The organism is Pseudomonas sp. SP16.1, from assembly GCF_052682975.1.
The window spans coordinates 2681691-2700025 of record NZ_JBQYFZ010000001.1 but is presented as its reverse complement, the minus strand read 5'-3'; the positions used below and the strand labels follow the sequence as shown (position 1 = coordinate 2700025).

Here is an 18335-nt window from a genome sequence, read left to right as displayed (position 1 = left end):
GCATCAGGCCGGCGCGCCGGTACGCGTCGCGCCCGCGGCCTCAGGCCGCGCCGGCGACCCGCTGCACATCCAGCACGCGAATGCACCCCGGCTCGGGGTAATGCCAGTGCACGTCTAGATCCCAGAAGCGCGCGCCGTAGCGGCGTTCGGGCTGCGGCTGCTGATAGGCCGGGCGCGGGTCCTGTGCCAGGCACTGCTCGATCAGCTCGACCAGCGGCTCGCCCAGGCGCAGCGCATGGGCCTCGGCCTGCTGCCGCGCCTCATCCTGCCAGGTCACCGGGACCAGTGCCGGCGCCCCGTCGGCCATGGTGTTGCGCGCGTCCGCCACGCAGTCGGCGTAGGGCACGTAGGGCTTGATATCGAGCACCGGGGTGCCGTCGAGCAGATCGATTCCCGACAGATATAGACGGCCGGGCTCGACCCGCTCCAGGCGCACCACCGACTGGCCGATGCCGTTGGGTCGATGGGTGGCACGGGTGCTGAACACACCCACCGCCTGGTTGCCGCCCAGGCGTGGCGGGCGCACCCTCAGGCGCGGTTTTTCCTCCAGCGCCTGATGAAAGAGGAACAGCAGCCAGACATGGCTGACCCGTTCCAGCCCCTGCACCGCCTCGCCCTGATCGAACGGCGGCAGCAGCTCCAGCACGCCGCGGGCAGCCGGCGCCAGCTGCGGCTGGCGGGGGATAGCGAACTTTTCCTTGAAGCAGGAGCGAACGAAACCGATCGGGCTGACGCTGTGCTTCATGGCGTGGCGATCACCCGGCAGCCGGCATCGCGGAAGGGCCCGGCGAAGCGAATCCAGCCCTCGCCGGGGCTGACCTGGGCACAGCTCAGATGGCCGTCGGCCTTGCTCTGCCAGAGAAAGAAGGGCGCCGGTGCGGCGAAGCCGGAAGCGCTCAGGGCGAGCAGGGCGGTTAGCAGCAGGGTACGCATGACGGTGGTCTCCAGGGCGTGACGGGCACAGCCTAACACGCCTCAGAATCGTTCCTTGTCGCCCAGGTAGCGCCATTGCCCGAGCGGCAGCTTGGCCATGGGCACGCCGCCGACGCGGATACGTTTCATGCTCACAATGGTCAGGCCCAGCGCCGCGCACATCTGGCGCAGCTGCTGCAGGTGCGGGTTCTTCAGGGCGAAGCGCAGGCGCTGTTCGCTCTGCCAGCTGGCCTTGCATGGCGGAAACTGCAGGCCCTTGTGCTGCAGGCCCTTCTTCAGGCGATCCAGGCCGTTGGCCGCCATCTCGCCGCGGACTTCCACCAGGTATTCCTGTTCCAGCCTGTGGCCGTCCTCGCGCAGCTTGCGCTGGGCGCGCCAGTCCTGGCTGAGCACCACCAGGCCGCTGGCGCCTTCCTGCAGGGGCAGGCTCTGCTGTTGACGCATGAAGTGGCCATGGAGGATGCGCTGGCTGTAAGGGTCGTCCGCCCAGTGGCTGTCGCCGGTAAGCAGGCGCTGCAGGTCGTCGCCGCTGGCGTGGGCCGGAGCATGCAGCAGCAGAGTCACCGGCTGAACCGGTTCGAGACTGGCCTGGGGATGCAGTTCGATGCGCTGGTCGGTCACCTTGAATTGCGGCGCCTCGATCACCTGGCCATCGACGCTGACCCAGCCGCCGGTGATGTACTGCTCGGCTTCGCTGCGCGAGCAGCCCAGCAGTTCGATGACGCGCTTGGACAGACGGGTGGGCTCGCTCATGGGAAGACTCTGGCTTGGGGGAACGGGCGGGCATTCTAGCCGTTTACCAGCCCTGGCGACGGCCTCGGTTGATCGGGAGGTGGCGCACCTGCCTGGCTCTCGGCGTTATGCATTTCAGGGCGTTCAGCGAAAATCCTCGCTGAGTTCCGCCAGTTCCTCCTGGGTCAGCAACTCCAGATCCTGCATCAGGCTCAGTTGCAGATAGGCCCTCGAGCGGCTCGAGCCATCGAAGGCCATGGCCATCTCCCTGTCGCGTTGGTGAATCAGGCGGTACAGCTCGCCATATCTGTCATGGGCGCTCAGGGCCGAATTGCCGCGGATTGCCTGACTTTCGTCGAGGACGCGCTGGGAGAAGCGCTCGAGGGCCGTGGCCCTGAGCTTCTTGAAGGTCTTCCAGTCGGATTCGCGGATGGTCATCGTCTGCCCTTGGGCGCGTGCGGGTCAGACCAGCTCGCCCCACATGTCGTACTCATCGGCGTCGACGATGCGCACACGCACCTTGTCGCCCGGTATCACCTTGGTCGAGTCGATGAACACGCTACCGTCGATTTCCGGGGCGTCGGCCCAGGAGCGGGCCACGGCGCCTTCGTCGTCCACTTCGTCGACCAGTACGTCCATCTCCAGGCCGATCTTGGCCTGCAGGCGGGCGGCGCTGATCGCCTGCTGATGCGCCATGAAGCGCTCCCAGCGCTGCTGCTTCACCTCGTCCGGTACAGGCGCAAGGTCCATGTCGTTGGCCGGTGCGCCGTCGACCGGGCTGTACTGGAAGCAGCCGACGCGGTCGAGCTGGGCCTCGGTCAGCCAGTCGAGCAGGTACTGGAAGTCTTCCTCGGTCTCGCCGGGGAAGCCGACTATGAAGGTGGAGCGGATGGTCAGCTGCGGGCAGATCTCGCGCCATTGCTTGATACGCGCCAGGGTCTTGTCTTCGAAGGCCGGGCGCTTCATGGCCTTGAGCACCTTCGGGCTGGCGTGCTGAAAGGGGATGTCCAGGTAGGGCAGCAGCTTGCCGGCGGCCATCAGCGGGATCACGTCGTCGACGTTGGGGTAGGGGTAGACGTAGTGCAGGCGCACCCACACGCCCATCGACGACAACGCCTCGCACAGCTCGAGCATGCGCGTCTTCACCGGCTGGCCGTTCCAGAAGTCCAGCTTGTACTTGAGGTCGACGCCGTAGGCGCTGGTGTCCTGGCTGATCACCAGCAACTCCTTGACGCCGGCCTTGACCAGGCGCTCGGCCTCGCTGAGCACGTCGCCGACCGGGCGGCTGACCAGCTTGCCGCGCATGGACGGGATGATGCAGAAGCTGCAGCTGTGGTTGCAGCCTTCGGAAATCTTCAGGTAGGCGTAATGGCGCGGGGTGAGCTTGATGCCCTGCGGCGGCACCAGGTCGATCAGCGGGTTGTGCTCCGCCTTCGGCGGAATCACCTCGTGCACGGCGCTGACCACCTGCTCGTACTGCTGCGGGCCGGTGACGGCCAGCACGCTGGGGTGCACGTCGCGGATACTGTCTTCGGCCACGCCCATGCAGCCGGTGACGATCACCTTGCCGTTCTCGGCCAGCGCTTCGCCGATGGCGTCCAGTGATTCGGCCTTGGCGCTGTCGATGAAGCCGCAGGTGTTGACCACCACCACGTCGGCATCCTGATAGGTCGGCACGATCTCGTAACCTTCCATGCGCAGCTGGGTCAGGATGCGTTCGGAGTCGACGGTGGCCTTGGGGCAACCCAGGGAAACGAAGCCGACTTTGGGCGTGGCGGTGGACATGCGGGCTAACCTCGATGGGCGCCTGGGCGGCGCCTCTGATCAAAAAGTGCGCAATTCTAGCGGTGGTTCGGGCGCTTGACCAGAGGCGTCGTCACCTCAATTGCGCCCCGGCAGCATGCGGACCAGGGTGTTGTCGCCACTTATATAGTGGTGCAGCAGGCCGGCCGCGGCGTGCAGGCCGATCAGCCAGTAGCCGGCGATGCCAGTCAGTTCGTGCAGTTCCTTGAGCTGCCCGGTCAGTGCCTTGTTCGGACCGACCAGCGCCGGCAGCTCCAGGCCGAAGAAGGGGATCGGCTTGCCGGCCGCGCTGAGGATCAGCCAGCCGGCCAGGGGCGCGCCGATCATCAGGGCGTACAGGGCGACGTGCATCAGCTTCGCGGGGATGGCTTGCCAGCTGGGCAGTGCCGGCTCGATCCGCGGCGTCGGGGCAATCACGCGGGCTAGCATACGCAGCCAGACCAGCGCAAAGACGCTCAGACCGAGCATGAAGTGCCATTGCTTGAGCAGTTCGCGGGTGTCGCTGCCCTTAGGGAAATTGCCCTTAAGTTCGATGCAGGCGTAGACGGCGGCTATCAGGATCAGCATCAGCCAGTGCAGGCCGATGGACAGGCTTCCATAGCGGGACGGGGTATTCTTCCAGTTCATGCGGGCTTTCCTCGGTCGATAACCTGCCTCTGCTGGCAGGTCCGACAAGCTTAGGCCTGGCAGGCTTAAGGGAAGCTGAGGAAGGTCAACGGCGGAAACGAAAAAGGCCACTCGATCGAGTGGCCTTTTTCTGAAGGTGGTTGCGGGAGCAGGATTTGAACCTACGACCTTCGGGTTATGAGCCCGACGAGCTACCAGACTGCTCCATCCCGCGTCGGCAATTCTACGCCTGCATAAAATGTTGTCAATCGATTTATTTGATTTGATCGAATTTATTAATTTATGCCAAAGCAAAAAGGCCACTCGCTTGAGTGGCCTTTTTGTGAAGCTGGTTGCGGGAGCAGGATTTGAACCTACGACCTTCGGGTTATGAGCCCGACGAGCTACCAGACTGCTCCATCCCGCGTCTGTGGGTCGGCATTCTACTGGCCGAAACTTTTCTGTCAACCATTGTGGCGAAGAAAATTGTTTTACGCTCAGATGCTTAGCGTTAAACGCCCGTTGGGTAGAGGCGCTGCAGGCCGCAAGATCCGGGGCAGGGCGGCCGCCGGGCGCCGGCTTGCGGCATGCAATCGCCCGCGCGTTGCGCCGGTAGCCATTGCAACCTGCTATGGGCGTTATCCGTCTCTGATATTGGCGCCGACGAGGCCCTGTCCCTAGAGTCGAGCGGCGATCGACGCATGCGTCCACTCCAACAAGAACAGCACGAGACTTTTCATGGCCACTTTCCGCCTCAGCGCCCTCGCCCTGGCGCTCGCCTTCTCCGGCGCGGCCCTTGCCGACCCAGCCGCCCCCAAAGCCGCCAGCGACAGCACGCGTGCGCTCAACCAGGCCTGGCTGCAACGCCTGCCGTTCGAGGACCAGACCAGCTTCGAGGATGCCCGGCGCGGCCTGATCGAAGCCTTCGCCGGCCGCGTCGAGAGCGCCAAGGGCCAGGTGGTGTGGGACCGCATGGCCTACAACTTCCTCGACGGCAACGCTGCGCCGGCCAGCGTCAACCCCAGCCTGTGGCGCATGGCGCAGCTGAACAACATCGCCGGCCTGTTCGAGGTGCGCGAACGCATCTACCAGATTCGCGGCATGGACCTGTCCAACATGACCATCATCGAGGGCGACAGCGGGCTGATCCTGATCGACCCGCTGATCAGTGCCGAGACCGCCCGCGCCGGGCTCGAGCTGTATTACCGGCACCGCCCGCGCAAGCCGGTGCGGGCGGTGATCTACAGCCATTCGCACGTCGACCATTTCGGCGGCGTGCGCGGGCTGATCGACGAGGCCGACGTCAAGGCTGGCAAGGTGCGGGTTATCGCGCCTGAGGGCTTCTACGAGCATGCGGTCAGCGAGAACGTACTGGCCGGGCCGGCGATGATGCGCCGCGCGCAGTACATGTACGGCTCGCTGCTGCCGCGCGGCGAGCGCGGCCAGGTGGATGCCGGCCTGGGCAAGAGCACCCCGGTCAATGCTACGGTGACCCTGATCGCGCCCAGCGAGCTGATCGCCCAGCCGCTGGAGACCCGCCGCATCGACGGCGTCGAGATCGAGTTCCAGCTCACCCCCGGCACCGAGGCGCCGGCGGAGATGAACCTGTACTTCCCGCAGTTCAAGACCCTGTGCATGGCCGAGAACGCCACCCACACCCAGCACAACGTGCTGACCCTGCGCGGCGCGCTGGTGCGCGATCCGAAGATCTGGTCGCACTACCTGGGCGAGTCGCTGGCGCGCTATGGCGACGAGGCCGAAGTGCTGTTCGCCCAGCACCACTGGCCGACCTGGGGCGGCGAAAAGATTCGCGAGTACCTGGCCGACCAGCGCGACATGTACGCCTTTCTCGACAGTCAGACGCTGCGCCTGATCAACCAGGGGCTGACTTCCACCGAGATCGCCGAGCAGCTGCAGAGCCTGCCGCCGCGCCTGGCGCGCAAGTGGTACAGCCGCGATTACTACGGCTCGCTGAGCCACAACGTGCGCGCCGTGTACCAGCGCTACATGGGCTTCTACGACGGCAACCCTGCCAATCTCGACCCGCTGCCGCCCGAGGCCGCTGGCCGGCGCTACGTGGCCGCCATGGGCGGCGCCGAGGCGGTGCTGGAAACCGCCCGCCAGGCCTTCGCCGCCGGCGACTACCGCTGGAGCGCGCAACTGCTCAATCACCTGGTGTTCGCCGAGCCGGACAACCGCGCCGCCCTGGAACTGCAGGCCGACACCCTGGAGCAGCTCGGCTACCAGAGCGAGAACGCCACCTGGCGCAACATCTACCTCAGCGGCGCCCAGGAACTGCGCCAGGGCGTCAATCCCCAGCGAGCGGGCAACGGCGCGCCGGACATGGTGCGGGCGCTGACCCCGAGCATGTTCTTCGACTACCTGGCGGTGCGCATCGATGCGCTCAAGGCAGCCGACGAGGACCTGCAGATCAACTGGCGCTTCACCGACCTGGAGCAGGAGCATGCCCTGACCCTGCGCCATGGCGTGCTCACCCACCGCAGCGGCGCGCGCCATGCCCAGGCGGATATCGAACTGAGCATGAGCAAGGCGCTGCTCGATAGCATCGCCCTCAAGCAGACCAGCTTTGCCCAGGCGACGAAAGACGGCGCCATCGTCGTCAGCGGCGAGCGGCAGAAGCTGTTCAAGCTGCTGGGCGGACTGGAACAGCCGAAGTCGAACTTCAATCTGGTCACCCCCTGAGAGCCTGTTCAAAGGCTCGCGAGCTAGAGCAATGCAATACCGATGGCGGCCCCGCAAAAACAGGCGAGGAAGCGGAGTGTTCTTTCGTACATGAGCATTACTCGCTCCGCTCGCCCCTTCGGGGCCGCACTAAAAGTGCGTTAGCCGCAAGCGGCTTGCCGAGCCTGTTTTTAACGCAGCAGTGCCGACGCGCAGCAGACTTTGAAAAGGTTCTGAGCCGTACGTGGCGCCCCCGCCAGGGGCGTCGCGCCTGCCTTTCAGCGGCCTGCCAGGGCCGCTTCTATCGCCAGCACGCACAGACTCACCTGCACCAGGCCGACGCCCAGCACCATGGCGATCCTGGCCCGGCCGCGTTCCGCGTCGAGCATCGCCAGGCTGTGGCGATAGCGCCTGCGCTGCCCGGCCCAGAGCACCAGGGCGGTTGCCAGCGCCAGCAGCATCAGTGCCGGCTGTGCGCCGCGCAGCGCCAGGCAGGCGACCACCAGCAGCGACAGTTGGGTACGGCGCCAGGCCAGCTCGGTGCGTTCGGCCTGCAGCCCCGCATCAGCCATGCCCGTGCCATCCGAACAGCACCAGCAGCAACAACGCCGCCAGGCCGCCGCCGATCGCCAGCGCCGGCACCAGTACGGGCAGGGGCAGGGCGCTGCGGTGGCGCAGGGCATGCTCCACCGCCAGCCAGCGCAGGCAGGCGCCGAGACTGAGCAGCAGGCTCAGCGCCAGCAGGCTGAGGGTGATCGACAGCCGCAGCCAGGGTGCGAAGGCCTGGCCGGCGAAGGTTTCCACGGCGATACCGCCGCCGAGCAGGGCCAGCGCGGTGCGGGCCCAGGCGAGGAAGGTGCGTTCGTTGGCCAGGGTGAAGCGCGGGTCGGGCTCTTCGCCGCCGAGCAGCGCTTGCGCCAAGGGTTTGCGGACGGGAGGAGGGGTCATGGGGCACCGGAAAGATCGGAGGCTGATTGCAGGGCGAGGGGCGGAGGAAGGCGCCTGTAGGCGCGAATTTATCGGCTATGTCTGCGTTACGTGTTGGCAAAGTCCCGTAGGGTGGGCTTTAGCCCACGCTGGTTGGTGGGCTAAAGCGGATCGCCGCCCGGCCCACCCTATAAGGCTGCCCATCGCGCTTTACGCGAATGAACCTCGGGCGGCCGCCACAAAAAAACCGCCGACCCACGACGGGCCGGCGGTCGGGTAAAGCATCAGCGCAGGCCCTTGCTGCGCAGGGCGCCCGGCGAGTAGTCGGAGGCGCTGGCGCGGTAGCTGAAGTCGAACGGCTGGCGCTGTTCGTTTACCAGACCCGAGGCCAGATAGCGGCCGTTGTTGAGGTCGTAGGTCACTTCCATGGCGTTGACCGCGGCCTGCCCGGTCGGGTGGTAGAAGCTGTGCGCCTCGCCGATGCGCCAGAGTTCGCCGCGGTTGTCGTAGTGGTCGGCGGCGAGGATCGCCCAGGTGTCTTCGTCGATGAAGTAATGGCGCTTGCTGTAGATATGGCGCATGCCCGGCTTGAGCGTGGCGACCACCTCCCAGACCCGATGCAGTTCGTAGCGGGTGGCCTCGGGGGCGACGTGGCCGGGCTGGATCAGCTCCTCGTAGCTGCGCTCGGGCGAGGCCAGGCGGTAGCTGTTGTAGGGAACGTAGAGGGTCTTCTTGCCGACCAGCTGCCAGTCGTAGCGGTCGGGCGCGCCGTTGAACATGTCGCGGCCGTCGGCGGTGCGTAGCCCGGCGGTGGTCGGCCCGGCGCTGTCGTAGGCCACGCTCGGCGCGCGCCGCACGCGGCGCTGGCCGGCGCTGTAGACCCAGGACAGACGCGGCTCGGCGACCTGGTCGAGGGTCTCGTGCACCAGCACCACCTCGCCGACCATACGCGCCGGTGCGGTGAGCTTGTGACTGTAGTAGTAGAGGATGTTGCGCGCCTTGTCGGGCGTCTGGCCCTGCACCGCCTCGCCACGGGTGAAGTACTGCTGGGTGGTCATGATGGTGTAGGCGCCATCCTTCTGCGGCGCGGCGCTGTCGGTGATCAGGCTGAAGCTGGGGTTGCGGTTGCGCGTAAGGTGGTTCCACAGCACTTCCAGGCCGTTCTGCGGAATGGGAAAGGCCACCACGCCGGCGAAGCCTTCCACGCCGTTGCCGCCATTGCTCAGCTTGGCGTTGACCGCGTTGCGCGCGGCCGCCTGGGCCACGGACTCCGGCACCGCCACGCTGCGGTGGCTGGGGTAGACCGGCAACCGGTAGCTGTCCGGAAAGCGCTGGAGCAGGGCGATCTGGCCGGGGCTGAGGTGCTCCTGGTGCTGGGTGTAGTTGCTCGCGTCGATGGTCAGCAGCGGCTGCTCATCGGCGAACGGATCGGCCGGTATGCCGTTGGCCAGCAGCCTCAGGTTGACCTGGGCCAGGCCGCCGGCCCAGGCGGGGATGCGCCCGTCGGCGCTGGCGGCGCGCTCGGCGCCGACGGGGGTCAGGGTGGTTTGCAGCTGCGCCGCTTGTTCGGCGGTTACGGCTGCCAGGGCCGAGCCGGCCAGCAGCAGGGTGCAGAGCAGGGCGCCGCCGCGCAGCAGATTCTTGTTGTGGTTCATCAGGTACTCCGCTTAGAAATTGACGCCCAGGCTGATCGAGACGAAGTCGCGATCGCCGCGGGCGCCGTAGTCGCCATCCATGTAGTTGGTGTACGCCAGGCTGGCGTTGTAGGTGTTGTTCAGCGTGGCATCGAGGCCGACGCTGATGGCCCTGGAGCCTTCGCTGAAGGCCGAGCCTTCGCCGGGGCCGTTGCCGTCGACGTCGTGCTGCCAGGACAGGCTGGGGCGCAGGTCGATGCCGGCGATGGCGTTGGCATAGCTCCAGGTGGCACGCAGCCGGTAGCCCCAGGAGAAGGAGGTGAGGAAACCCTGGTCGTTGCAGTGCTCGGGGGTCTTCGAGATGGAGGCGCAGGCGCCGCTGGCGAGGATGCCGTTGCCGAAGGTGCCGTTGCGCCCGTAGCGCGGGCCGAACCTGCCTTCCAGGCCGCCGACCCAGGTGCCGCCGACCTCGCCGACCAGCACCAGCTGATCGGCGCCCATCACCTGGCTGAAGGAATGGGTGGCGGTGACTTGGGCCTGGGTCACCTCCTTGCGCAGGTAGCCGTTGAACAGGCTGTCGGCCTGCGCCGGGCGGATGCCTTCGGCGACCAGCGGCGAGCGCGCCGGGGCGTTGAGCAGCGACTGGATGACATCGGTGCCGTTGAGCTGGATCGGCATGTTCGGCCGGTAGCTGATCTCACCCTGCAGCGCCGTGCCGGTGCGCAGGTTGGTGGCGAAGGTCAGGCCGTACAGGCGGATGTCCTCGGGGTACTGCACCACGTACTGCGAGGTGCCCAGGCGCAGGGCGCCATTAAGCGTCGGGCCGAACACCGTGCTGCTGTAGTACGGGCTGCTGATGGTGCCCATGTAGGGCAGGCGGCTGTGGTAGTTGGCGACGAAGGCGCCGAACTCGGTATCCAGTTCGGCGGCGAACCAGCGTAGCGACAGGCCCCACTGGCCGCCGTTGCGGGCGTCCTGATCCTGGCCGCGGGGAATGCGGATGCCCTCGGCGGTGAGGTTGACGCCGAACGGCGTCAGCGCCGCTACAGCCGCGGGGTTGCCGGTCAGCACCGCGCCGACGTCGAGGCCGTCGCAGCCGTCGGCCATGAAGTCGTTGCCGGAGAAGAAGGTGCCGCAGTTGTCGAGCTGGGTCTGCTCCCAGTCCAGCTGGTAGAAGAAATCGCCGGAGAGCGCGTCGCTGAGGTTCTGCGACAGGTAGAACATGTTCACCGGCACCAGGCCTTCCTTGACCTCCGCACCCGGCCGGCGCAGCGCCGACAGGTTGTAGGGGTTGACCGTGTTGAGGCCGCCCTGGATGAAGGTGCTCTCGCCCCAGTTCACCACCTGCTTGCCCAGGCGTGCCGAGCCGGGCTGATCGGCGACGGCGTAGTTGTAGTAGACGAAGGCGTCGAGCAGCTCGGCGCCGGCCGATTTCGCCGAGCGCTTGCGGTTGTTGTCGACCACGTCCTTGAAGGGCTGCTCGCGGTCGCGCAGCACGTAGTCGTACCAGTAGCTGCCACGCAGGAAGGCGCCGAAGTCGCCGTGGCGCAGTTCCAGGTCGTGGGTGCCCTTGAAGATGCCGGAGAAGGCGCCGCCTGAGCCGAAGTTGCGCCGACCGTCGTCGCCGCTGGCACTCTGCATCAGCTTCGGGTCGGGATTGGCGGTGGCGATGCTGGTGCCGATCGACAGCGAGGAGTCAAGCTGGCCTTCGAGTTCGCCAAGCTGGAAGTTCGCCGCCGTGGCCGAACCGACCAGGCAGCTCAACGGCAATAGAAGATAGGGGGGCTTAATTAAAACCCGCGCGTTGAATCTCATCACTCATTATCCTCTTTGTTGTCGAGTGAGAACTTAATGATGAATGTGCTGATAAGTTGCGGGGCAATAAGCGCGCATCTTTTAATTCGGCAGGCATTCAATAATGCGTAATAACTGATGGCGGCTGCGCGTTAACTTCGGATAATTGCACTCCCTGGATGGCGGTGTTTCGGCGATACTAGGGGCGTCTGAAAAAGCCGACAAATAGTGTCTTCGGATAGTTGCCATAACGCTTCGGCATAGCCAGAGAGAACCGCATGACCCTCAAGCAGCTCCGCTACCTGATCGCCATCGCCGAGGCCGGCAGCTTCTCCGCCGCCGCACGCCGCGCCTATATCGCCCAGCCGGCCCTGAGCCGGCAGATCGGCCTGCTGGAGAGCGAACTGGAGATGCAGCTGCTGGAGCGCCAGCACGACGGCGTGGCGTTGACCGACGCCGGGCGCCGGCTGTACGAGGTGGCCCGCTCGGTGGTGCAGAAACTCGACTCGGTGAAGGACGAGCTGGCGTCGACCCGCGGCGACCCCAAGGGCCACGTGTCCATCTCGATTCCGGCCACGGTCTCGGCGCTGCTGCTGCCGGAGATCATCCGCCGGGCCTCGGACAAGTTCCCCGGCATCAGCCTGACCGTCTGCGACGGCCTGACCCGCGAAGGCGGCCAGTCCATCGAGCTGGGCAAGGTGGATTTCGGCGTGGTGCCCAACGCCGAGGAGCTGGAACACGTGATCGCCGAGCCGATCTTCACCGAGGACCTGTACTGGGTAGGGCCGGGCTCGCTAGCCGAGAGCGGCACGCCGATCAGCCTGGCCGAGGCCGGCGCCACGCGCCTGGTAATGGCGCCGCGGGCCCTGCACCTGCGCCGGCGTATCGAGCAGGCGGCGATGGAGGCGGGGGTGACGCTCAACGTGGTCTACGAGCAGCAGTCCGCGCCGGGGATCGCCAGCCTGGTGCGCCATGGGCTGGCGGCGACCATCTGCAACTGGCCGCCGCTGGAGGAATTGTTCGAGTCCACCGCGGCGCGGCTGATCGTCGAGCCGCGCATCACCCGCACCGTGTCCATCGCCTACTCGGTGCACAAGCCGCTGTCCTTCGCGGCTTCCTGCATGCGCGATCTGGTGCGCGGGCTGCTGCTCGATGCGGTGATCGACGGCCGCTGGCGCGGCAGCCTGATCGAGCGCAGCCCGGAGGAGCCGGATCAGGCCCGCGAGCAGGCGCCGGACGCCGCTTCCTGAGCCTGCAGGCGCTGGCGCGAGCGCTGCGGGTTCATGCTCACCAGGCCGATCAGGCCCGCCACCACCAGCACGCCGCCGCACACCAGAAAGCCCTGGGCATAACCCAGCGGATGCGCGGCGCCGGCGCCCTGCACCAGCATGCCGGTGATCACCGGCGCTGACAGGCCGGCCAGCGAGGCCACCGCGTTGCCGATGGCGAGGATGCCGCCGCGCTGGCTGCTGGGGGTGAACTCGCCGAGCATGGCCGGGCCCACCGAGTACATCACCAGGGCCAGGCCGCCGCTCAGGGTCAGGCAGGCGACGCGGGTGGCGACCGACAGCTCGGTGAGGATCAGCGAGGCCGACAGCAGGCCGCTGGCGATCAGGCACACCGAGACGAAGGCGCCGCGCGCCACCCGCGAGGAGTAGCCGCTGCGCAGCAGACGTTGCGACAGCCAGGCCATGAACAGGCTGAGCGGGGTGGTGACCACTACGAACATGACGAAGATGTGCCCGGTTTTCAGCGGATCGATGCCCAGGCCGATCTCCAGGTAGCTGGGCACCCAGGTCAGGGTCAGCGCCAGCGACCAGTTGGCGGCGAAGTGGCAGAGGTAGTTGCCCAGCACGCTGCCGTCACTGAGCAGGCGGCGGTAGGGCAGGCGCTCGCTATCCGGCGCCAGCTGGCCAGCCCGCAGGCTGTCGAGGCTGCCTTCGCGGCCGAAACGCAGCCACAGCACGCACCAGACCGCACCGATCGCAGCCAGCACGGCGAAGTTGACCCGCCAGCCGTAGTTCAGGCTGATCCAGGGGATCATCGCGCCGGCCACCAGCAGGCCCATGGCGCTGCCGGAATGCAGCAGGGCCACCGGCAGGCTGCGGCGGTCGTTGGGGAACCACTTGTACAGCGCGTGGGTGGCCACCGGCGAGGCGGGCCCTTCGCCGATGCCGAGCAGCACGCGGCAGGCGACGATCATCCACAGCGAGCTGGCGAACAGCATGGGCAGCTGGATCAGCGACCAGAACAGGCCCATGCCCAGCAGCAGGGTGCGGGTCGGGCGGCGGTTGGCGAGAAAACCGCCAATCACCGCGGAAATGGCGAAGAACCAGTGCAGGGCGCCGCCGATCAGGCCGAATTCGGTGGGGGTCAGGCCCAGTTCCTGGGTCATGGGCACGGCCACCAGGCCGATCACCACCTTGTCGAGGAAGTTGACCAGCATCATGAAGGCCAGCAGGAAGGCGATGGTCCAGGCGGTGCGAGGGTGGAAGGCAGGGGCGTCGCGAGTCATGGGGGTAATCTCTGATCTTGTTGTTATGGAAAAAGGCCCGTCCCGCGTGGGGGGCGGGCCTGTCCTGCCGCCTTAGCCGGGCATCAGGATGCCCTTGGCAATGGTATTGCGCTGGATCTCGCTGGTGCCGGTGAGTACCCGCATCATACGCGTGGCGCGGAATAGCCATTCGACCGGATGGCCCTTGATCAACCCGGCGCCGCCGTGGACCTGCACCGCCTTGTCGGCGATGCGGAAGGCGGTTTCCGAGGCGAACAGCTTGCACATCGGCGCCTGCACCTTGATGTCGCCGCCGGCGTCGTTCAGCGCGGCGGTGGCGTACATCATGCTGCGCGCGGCGTACAACTCGGTGGCCATGTCGGCGAGTTGGTGGTTGACGGCCTGGAACATGGCGATCGGCTGGCCGAACTGCTTGCGCGTGCGGGCATGCTCGAGCGACAGGTTCAGCGCCAGACCGGCCATGCCGAGCATGGTCGGGCAATGCAGCAGGCGGTTGAGGGTGATGCGACCCATGGCCAGCTTGAAGCCTTCGCCTTCCTCGCCGATGCGATTTGCCACCGGCACGCGCACGTTGTCCAGGTGGATGTTGCCGTGAGCGCCGCCACCGGACATCACCGAGTAGTCGCTGTCGATGGCGACGCCCTCTGCGTGTAGGTCGACGAAGAATGCCGAGATGCCTTGCGGGCCGCGGCCCGGCCCGGTGACCGCGAGCAGCACGGCGAGGTCGGCATAGGGGGCGCCGGAGATATAGCGCTTGGCGCCGTTGAGCACGTAGTGATCGCCCTCCAGACGCGCCTCGGTGCCGATGGCGCTGGCGTCGGAGCCGGCCTCGGCCTCGGTGAGGGCGAAGCACACCGCCTTCTCGGCACGGCAGATCGGCCCCAGGAAGGTTTCCACCTGGTGCTGGTTGGCGACCTTGAACAGGTGGCCCACCCTCGGCGGGCCGGACAGCTCGCCGAGGATGTGCGGTGCCAGCGGCGAGCCGGTGAGCACCGCCGCTTCCTTCAGCGCGCACAGGTCGGCGACGCCCAGGCCGGCGCCACCCAGGGCCTGCGGCAGCATAGCGTTGTAGAAGCCCAGCTCGCAGGAGCGGCTCCAGATATCGCGTAGCAGCGACTTGGCCACCGGCTCGCCCCAGACAACGCCTTCGCGCTTGGCGAGAGGGTCGAGTTCGTCGCGGACGAAGGCATTGATGCCCTCGATCAGGCGAGCGGCTTTTTCACTTGGCTTGATCATGTCCGTTTCCTCAGATGCGGCGGTCGGTGTTTTGCCAGTAGGCTTCGCGGATCAGGCGGCGCACCACCTTGCCGTTGGGGTTCTTCGGCAACTCCTTTACGAAGTCCACCGCGCGCGGTTTCTTGAAGCTGGCCAGGCTGCGGCCGCAGTGCTCGATGACGGCCTCGGCGCTCAGGCTCGCGCCCGGCTTGAGCACCACCACGGCGCGCACGGCCTCGCCCCATTGCTCGTCGGGCACGCCGACCACCGCCGCCTCGAATACCTGCGGCAGGCTGTAGAGCACCTGCTCCACCTCGGTGGGGTAGATGTTGAAGCCGCCGGAAATGATCATTTCCTTCTTGCGGTCGACGATGAACAGGTAACCGCGCGCGTCCACCGTGGCCAGGTCGCCGGTGAGGTAGTAGCCGTCGCGCATCACCTCGGCGGTGAGTTCCGGCGCCTGCCAGTAGCCCTGCATGATGTCCGGGCCCTTGACCACGATCTCGCCGATCTCGCCGGGCTTCACGTCTTCGAAGTCTTCGTTGACCACCCGCAGGTCGGTCTCGAAATAGCAGCGGCCGCAGGAGGCCAGGCGGCTGAAGTCGCCGTCCTCGATCAGGTGGTCCTGCTCGGTCAGCACGGTGACCAGCGAGCAGGTCTCGCCGGCGCCGTAGCCCTGGGCCAGGATCGGCCCGAACACCGCGATGGCGCGCTTGACCAGCGCCGGGGCCATGGGCGCGGCGCCGTACATCACCAGGCGCAGGCTGGACAGGTCGAAGCGCTCGACCTCGGGGAAGTTGACCAGGCGATTGATCATCGCCGGCACCAGGAACAGCCGGGTCACCCGTTCGCGCTCGATGGTCTCCAGCAGCAGGCGGTCGTCGTAGCGCTCCAGCAGCAGGTTGCAGGCGCCGACCGCCAGCAGCGGCATGATTTGCATGCCGCTGGCGTGGGTGATCGGCCCGACATGGGCCATCACGTCGCCCGGCGCGGCGCGGCGGGTGGGGCTGGCGATGCTCTTGCGGATCAGCGCCTTGCGGTTGCCGAAGGTCAGCATGGCGGCCTTGAGCACCCCGGAGCTGCCGGAGGTGTAATGCAGCACGGCCAGGGCGTCGTCGCCCGGGTCGCTGTGCACCGGCGCCTCGCTGCCGCGTTCCAGCAGCGTGGAATAGGCGATATCGCCGGCCTCGTCGTCGAGCGAGACGATCCAGCGCAGCCGTGGGAGCTCCCCGCGGCGGGCGTGCAAGGCGGCGGCGAAGCGGCCCTCGACTATGGCCGCCTGGCTGTGCGAGTCGTTGAGGATCTGCACGATCTCATCCAGGGACAGGCGGGCGTTGACCGGCACCTTGACCATGGCGGTCTTGTACAGGGCGATTTCCGCCTCGACCAGCTCGACCCGGTTCAGCGCCAATATGGCCAGATGCGCACCGGACTGCAGACCGAGCTCGAACAAGCCCGAGGCCAACCTGTTGGTGCGAAGTTCCAGTTGCGCGAAGTTGATGCGCTGTTTGTTATCGACGAGTGCCTCATGGTCTGGCCAATAAAGTGCACTGCGGCTGATGATTTTTCCGAGGTTCAATTTGTTGTTCTCATCGGCTGGACAATGTTCGTCGATGCTAGCCAGGCAAGTTCGCCGATAACTAATACAAGAGTTCGATGCAGCCCATATCGTTATTGGATGGCGACAGATATAGCGGCAATTGGGGGTAACTTTGCCGCTCGCGGAAGATTGTCCTGGGACGTTCTGAAAAAGCCCCTTTACCGTCACTCCCGCGAAGGCGGGAGCCCAGGTTCTGCGGCAGTTCTGGATTATTCCCCTTCGGGCCTGCGCAAGCGCTGTTCAGCGATAGGGCCGCTGTACCGCCTGCGCGGGAATGACGACTATTTCAGCTGAGTGCCGGCGGATGCATTGGCCATGCATCGGCAGCCAAGCGGCCGCTCGTAGGCTGGCGCCGCGCGCAGCAGTCTTTGGTGCGCACGACTTCGGCCGGGCTGGATGGGGCGTGAGCGGCGTTACAGCACTTCGAACAGACCGGCCGCGCCCATGCCGCCGCCCACGCACATGGTCACCACGACGAACTTCACGCCGCGGCGCTTGCCCTCCAGCAGTGCGTGGCCGACCATGCGCGCGCCGCTCATGCCGTAGGGGTGGCCGATGGCGATGGCGCCGCCGTTGACGTTGAGCTTGCTCGGGTCGATGCCCAGCCGCTCGGCGCAGTACAGCACCTGGCAGGCGAAGGCTTCGTTGAGCTCCCACAGGCCGATGTCGTCGACCGTCAGGCCATGCTGCCTGAGCAGCTTGGGCACGGCGAACACCGGGCCGATGCCCATTTCCTCCGGCGCCAGGCCGGCCACGGCGATGCCGCGGTAGAGGCCGAGCGGGGCAACGTCGTGGCGGGCGGCGAGGCTGCCGCTCACCAGCACGCAGGCGCTGGCGCCGTCGGACAACTGGCTGGCGTTGCCGGCGGTGACGCAGCCGCCGTCGACCACCGGCTTGAGCCGACTCAGGTCCTCCAGCTGGGTCTGCGGGCGATTGCCTTCGTCCAGGCTCAGGGTCACTTCCTCGTAGCTGACTGCGCCGCTCGCCTTGTCCACCAGCTTCTTGCGCGCCGTCACCGGCACGATCTCCTCGGCGAACAGGCCGGCCGCCTGGGCCGCGGCGGTGCGCCGTTGCGATTCGAGGGCATAGGCATCTTGCGCCTCGCGGCTGATGCCGTAGCGCTTGGCCACCCGTTCGGCGGTGTGCAGCATGGGCATGTAGGCGTGCTCGGCCTGGCGGGTGACATTGGCGTCGGCATCCGCGGCGGCCCACTGCATGTGCGGGTTCTGCACCAGGCTGATCTGCTCCTGGCCGGCGCCCAGGGCGATCTGCATGCCGTCGACCATGATCTGCTTGGCGGCGATAGAGATCGCCATCAGGCCGGAGGCGCACTGGCGGTCGATGGTCTGCCCGCTGACCGTCAGCGGCAGCCCGGCGGCCAGCAGGGACAGGCGCGCCAGGTTGGTGGAGGCGGTGCCGCCCTGCATGGCGGTGCCCATCACCACGTCCTCGATCTCGGCGGCATCGATACCGGCGCGTTGCACCGCGGCCTGGATGGCAATGGCGCTCATGCTGGGCGCCTTGAGGTCGTTGAAGGCGCCACGGAAGGCCTTGGCGATCGGCGTGCGGGCGGTGGAAAGGATGACGGCATCTTGCATGATCAACTCCGGGCTGGGCGGTTGGCGCGACGGGCTTGCGAGCCGGTTCGCGACGATGTTGGGAGGCGAGCGCCGGTCGGCCAAGGCGCTCGCCGCCACCCTAGGCAATGGAGCACTATTTGGGAAATGGCATGTCGTGATGCCAGCTATTCATGGTGTGAATTTATCGGGTCGGATGACGGCAGCTGCCGGCCGTAAGAGCAGGACGCCTGGCCTTCGCATTGGAACAGGTGGCTCAGGCGACCGGCGATGATCCAGGGCATTGCCCGGTGAAGCGGTCTGTTGGTTTCAGCGCG

General features: G+C 66.7%; 17 protein-coding genes and 2 tRNA genes. 3 read left to right on the top strand and 16 right to left on the bottom strand.

Features of this window, described 5'->3' with window-relative positions; all coding sequences use genetic code 11:
- Positions 1 to 40: 40 nt before the first annotated feature.
- The 8 genes from tsaA to ACUTAF_RS12990 form a co-directional block, all read right to left on the bottom strand.
- Positions 41 to 745, bottom strand: coding sequence for a tRNA (N6-threonylcarbamoyladenosine(37)-N6)-methyltransferase TrmO (gene tsaA, locus ACUTAF_RS13025; RefSeq protein WP_445580360.1), 705 nt, complete (start codon positions 743 to 745; stop codon positions 41 to 43).
- Positions 742 to 933, bottom strand: coding sequence for a hypothetical protein (locus ACUTAF_RS13020; RefSeq protein WP_445580359.1), 192 nt, complete (start codon positions 931 to 933; stop codon positions 742 to 744). Before ACUTAF_RS13020 ends, tsaA begins: the two co-directional genes overlap by 4 nt.
- Positions 934 to 975: 42 nt before the next feature.
- Positions 976 to 1686: an rRNA pseudouridine synthase gene (locus ACUTAF_RS13015; RefSeq protein ID WP_445580358.1), complete on the bottom strand. Its 711-nt coding sequence runs from the start codon at positions 1684 to 1686 to the stop codon at positions 976 to 978.
- Positions 1687 to 1809: 123 nt separating this feature from the next.
- Positions 1810 to 2103: a hypothetical protein gene (locus ACUTAF_RS13010; RefSeq protein ID WP_445580357.1), complete on the bottom strand. Its 294-nt coding sequence runs from the start codon at positions 2101 to 2103 to the stop codon at positions 1810 to 1812.
- A gap of 24 nt (positions 2104 to 2127) precedes the next feature.
- On the bottom strand, positions 2128 to 3450 hold the full coding sequence (gene rimO / locus ACUTAF_RS13005; protein WP_445580356.1) for a 30S ribosomal protein S12 methylthiotransferase RimO: 1323 nt from the start codon (positions 3448 to 3450) through the stop codon (positions 2128 to 2130).
- Positions 3451 to 3546: 96 nt separating this feature from the next.
- The gene (locus tag ACUTAF_RS13000) at positions 3547 to 4095 is read right to left on the bottom strand and encodes a cytochrome b (protein ID WP_445580355.1); all 549 of its coding nucleotides are present in this window, start codon (positions 4093 to 4095) and stop codon (positions 3547 to 3549) included.
- Between the two features lie 137 nt (positions 4096 to 4232).
- Positions 4233 to 4309, bottom strand: a tRNA-Met gene (locus ACUTAF_RS12995).
- Between the two features lie 115 nt (positions 4310 to 4424).
- Positions 4425 to 4501: transfer RNA gene (locus tag ACUTAF_RS12990), tRNA-Met, on the bottom strand.
- Between the two features lie 311 nt (positions 4502 to 4812).
- Between ACUTAF_RS12990 and ACUTAF_RS12985 the strand changes: the two genes are divergently transcribed.
- Complete coding sequence (locus ACUTAF_RS12985) at positions 4813 to 6777, top strand: alkyl/aryl-sulfatase (RefSeq protein WP_445580354.1); 1965 nt, start codon at positions 4813 to 4815, stop codon at positions 6775 to 6777.
- A 257-nt stretch (positions 6778 to 7034) separates the two neighbouring features.
- Here the strand turns inward: ACUTAF_RS12985 and ACUTAF_RS12980 are convergent, their stop codons facing one another.
- The 4 genes from ACUTAF_RS12980 to ACUTAF_RS12965 form a co-directional block, all read right to left on the bottom strand.
- Complete coding sequence (locus tag ACUTAF_RS12980; protein WP_445580353.1) at positions 7035 to 7328, bottom strand: DUF202 domain-containing protein; 294 nt, start codon at positions 7326 to 7328, stop codon at positions 7035 to 7037.
- Complete coding sequence (locus tag ACUTAF_RS12975) at positions 7321 to 7704, bottom strand: YidH family protein (protein ID WP_445580352.1); 384 nt, start codon at positions 7702 to 7704, stop codon at positions 7321 to 7323. The genes ACUTAF_RS12980 and ACUTAF_RS12975 overlap by 8 nt, the downstream gene beginning before the upstream one ends.
- A 263-nt stretch (positions 7705 to 7967) precedes the next feature.
- Positions 7968 to 9338 carry a DUF1329 domain-containing protein gene (locus ACUTAF_RS12970; protein WP_445580351.1) on the bottom strand — a complete coding sequence of 457 codons (1371 nt, stop codon included), beginning with the start codon at positions 9336 to 9338 and terminating at the stop codon, positions 7968 to 7970.
- A 12-nt stretch (positions 9339 to 9350) separates the two neighbouring features.
- Complete coding sequence (locus ACUTAF_RS12965) at positions 9351 to 11132, bottom strand: DUF1302 domain-containing protein (protein ID WP_445580350.1); 1782 nt, start codon at positions 11130 to 11132, stop codon at positions 9351 to 9353.
- Between the two features lie 257 nt (positions 11133 to 11389).
- Between ACUTAF_RS12965 and ACUTAF_RS12960 the strand changes: the two genes are divergently transcribed.
- Entirely contained in the window at positions 11390 to 12361 is a 972-nt protein-coding gene (locus ACUTAF_RS12960; RefSeq protein ID WP_445580349.1) for a LysR family transcriptional regulator, read from the top strand.
- Here the strand turns inward: ACUTAF_RS12960 and ACUTAF_RS12955 are convergent.
- From ACUTAF_RS12955 to ACUTAF_RS12945, 3 genes are all read right to left on the bottom strand, one after another.
- Positions 12325 to 13626, bottom strand: coding sequence for an MFS transporter (locus ACUTAF_RS12955; protein ID WP_445580348.1), 1302 nt, complete (start codon positions 13624 to 13626; stop codon positions 12325 to 12327). The two genes, ACUTAF_RS12960 and ACUTAF_RS12955, sit on opposite strands and share 37 nt — an antisense overlap.
- Positions 13627 to 13698: 72 nt before the next feature.
- The gene (locus ACUTAF_RS12950; protein WP_445580347.1) at positions 13699 to 14862 is read right to left on the bottom strand and encodes an acyl-CoA dehydrogenase family protein; all 1164 of its coding nucleotides are present in this window, start codon (positions 14860 to 14862) and stop codon (positions 13699 to 13701) included.
- A gap of 10 nt (positions 14863 to 14872) precedes the next feature.
- Positions 14873 to 16342, bottom strand: coding sequence for an AMP-binding protein (locus tag ACUTAF_RS12945; protein WP_445582440.1), 1470 nt, complete (start codon positions 16340 to 16342; stop codon positions 14873 to 14875).
- Between ACUTAF_RS12945 and ACUTAF_RS12940 the strand changes: the two genes are divergently transcribed.
- Positions 16262 to 16735, top strand: coding sequence for a hypothetical protein (locus ACUTAF_RS12940; RefSeq protein WP_445582506.1), 474 nt, complete (start codon positions 16262 to 16264; stop codon positions 16733 to 16735). The two genes, ACUTAF_RS12945 and ACUTAF_RS12940, sit on opposite strands and share 81 nt — an antisense overlap.
- Positions 16736 to 16854: 119 nt before the next feature.
- Here the strand turns inward: ACUTAF_RS12940 and ACUTAF_RS12935 are convergent, their stop codons facing one another.
- Positions 16855 to 18039, bottom strand: a complete 1185-nt coding sequence (locus ACUTAF_RS12935) for an acetyl-CoA C-acyltransferase (RefSeq protein ID WP_445580346.1) — start codon at positions 18037 to 18039, stop codon at positions 16855 to 16857.
- Positions 18040 to 18335 lie beyond the last annotated feature (296 nt).

Coding starts and splice junctions, on each gene's coding strand:
- tsaA (WP_445580360.1), bottom strand. CDS start 745: ATGAAGCACAGCGTCAGCCCGATCGGTTTCGTTCGCTCCTGCTTCAAG.
- ACUTAF_RS13020 (WP_445580359.1), bottom strand. CDS start 933: ATGCGTACCCTGCTGCTAACCGCCCTGCTCGCCCTGAGCGCTTCCGGC.
- ACUTAF_RS13015 (WP_445580358.1), bottom strand. CDS start 1,686: ATGAGCGAGCCCACCCGTCTGTCCAAGCGCGTCATCGAACTGCTGGGC.
- ACUTAF_RS13010 (WP_445580357.1), bottom strand. CDS start 2,103: ATGACCATCCGCGAATCCGACTGGAAGACCTTCAAGAAGCTCAGGGCC.
- rimO (WP_445580356.1), bottom strand. CDS start 3,450: ATGTCCACCGCCACGCCCAAAGTCGGCTTCGTTTCCCTGGGTTGCCCC.
- ACUTAF_RS13000 (WP_445580355.1), bottom strand. CDS start 4,095: ATGAACTGGAAGAATACCCCGTCCCGCTATGGAAGCCTGTCCATCGGC.
- ACUTAF_RS12985 (WP_445580354.1), top strand. CDS start 4,813: ATGGCCACTTTCCGCCTCAGCGCCCTCGCCCTGGCGCTCGCCTTCTCC.
- ACUTAF_RS12980 (WP_445580353.1), bottom strand. CDS start 7,328: ATGGCTGATGCGGGGCTGCAGGCCGAACGCACCGAGCTGGCCTGGCGC.
- ACUTAF_RS12975 (WP_445580352.1), bottom strand. CDS start 7,704: ATGACCCCTCCTCCCGTCCGCAAACCCTTGGCGCAAGCGCTGCTCGGC.
- ACUTAF_RS12970 (WP_445580351.1), bottom strand. CDS start 9,338: ATGAACCACAACAAGAATCTGCTGCGCGGCGGCGCCCTGCTCTGCACC.
- ACUTAF_RS12965 (WP_445580350.1), bottom strand. CDS start 11,132: ATGAGATTCAACGCGCGGGTTTTAATTAAGCCCCCCTATCTTCTATTG.
- ACUTAF_RS12960 (WP_445580349.1), top strand. CDS start 11,390: ATGACCCTCAAGCAGCTCCGCTACCTGATCGCCATCGCCGAGGCCGGC.
- ACUTAF_RS12955 (WP_445580348.1), bottom strand. CDS start 13,626: ATGACTCGCGACGCCCCTGCCTTCCACCCTCGCACCGCCTGGACCATC.
- ACUTAF_RS12950 (WP_445580347.1), bottom strand. CDS start 14,862: ATGATCAAGCCAAGTGAAAAAGCCGCTCGCCTGATCGAGGGCATCAAT.
- ACUTAF_RS12940 (WP_445582506.1), top strand. CDS start 16,262: ATGCGCACCGGACTGCAGACCGAGCTCGAACAAGCCCGAGGCCAACCT.
- ACUTAF_RS12935 (WP_445580346.1), bottom strand. CDS start 18,039: ATGCAAGATGCCGTCATCCTTTCCACCGCCCGCACGCCGATCGCCAAG.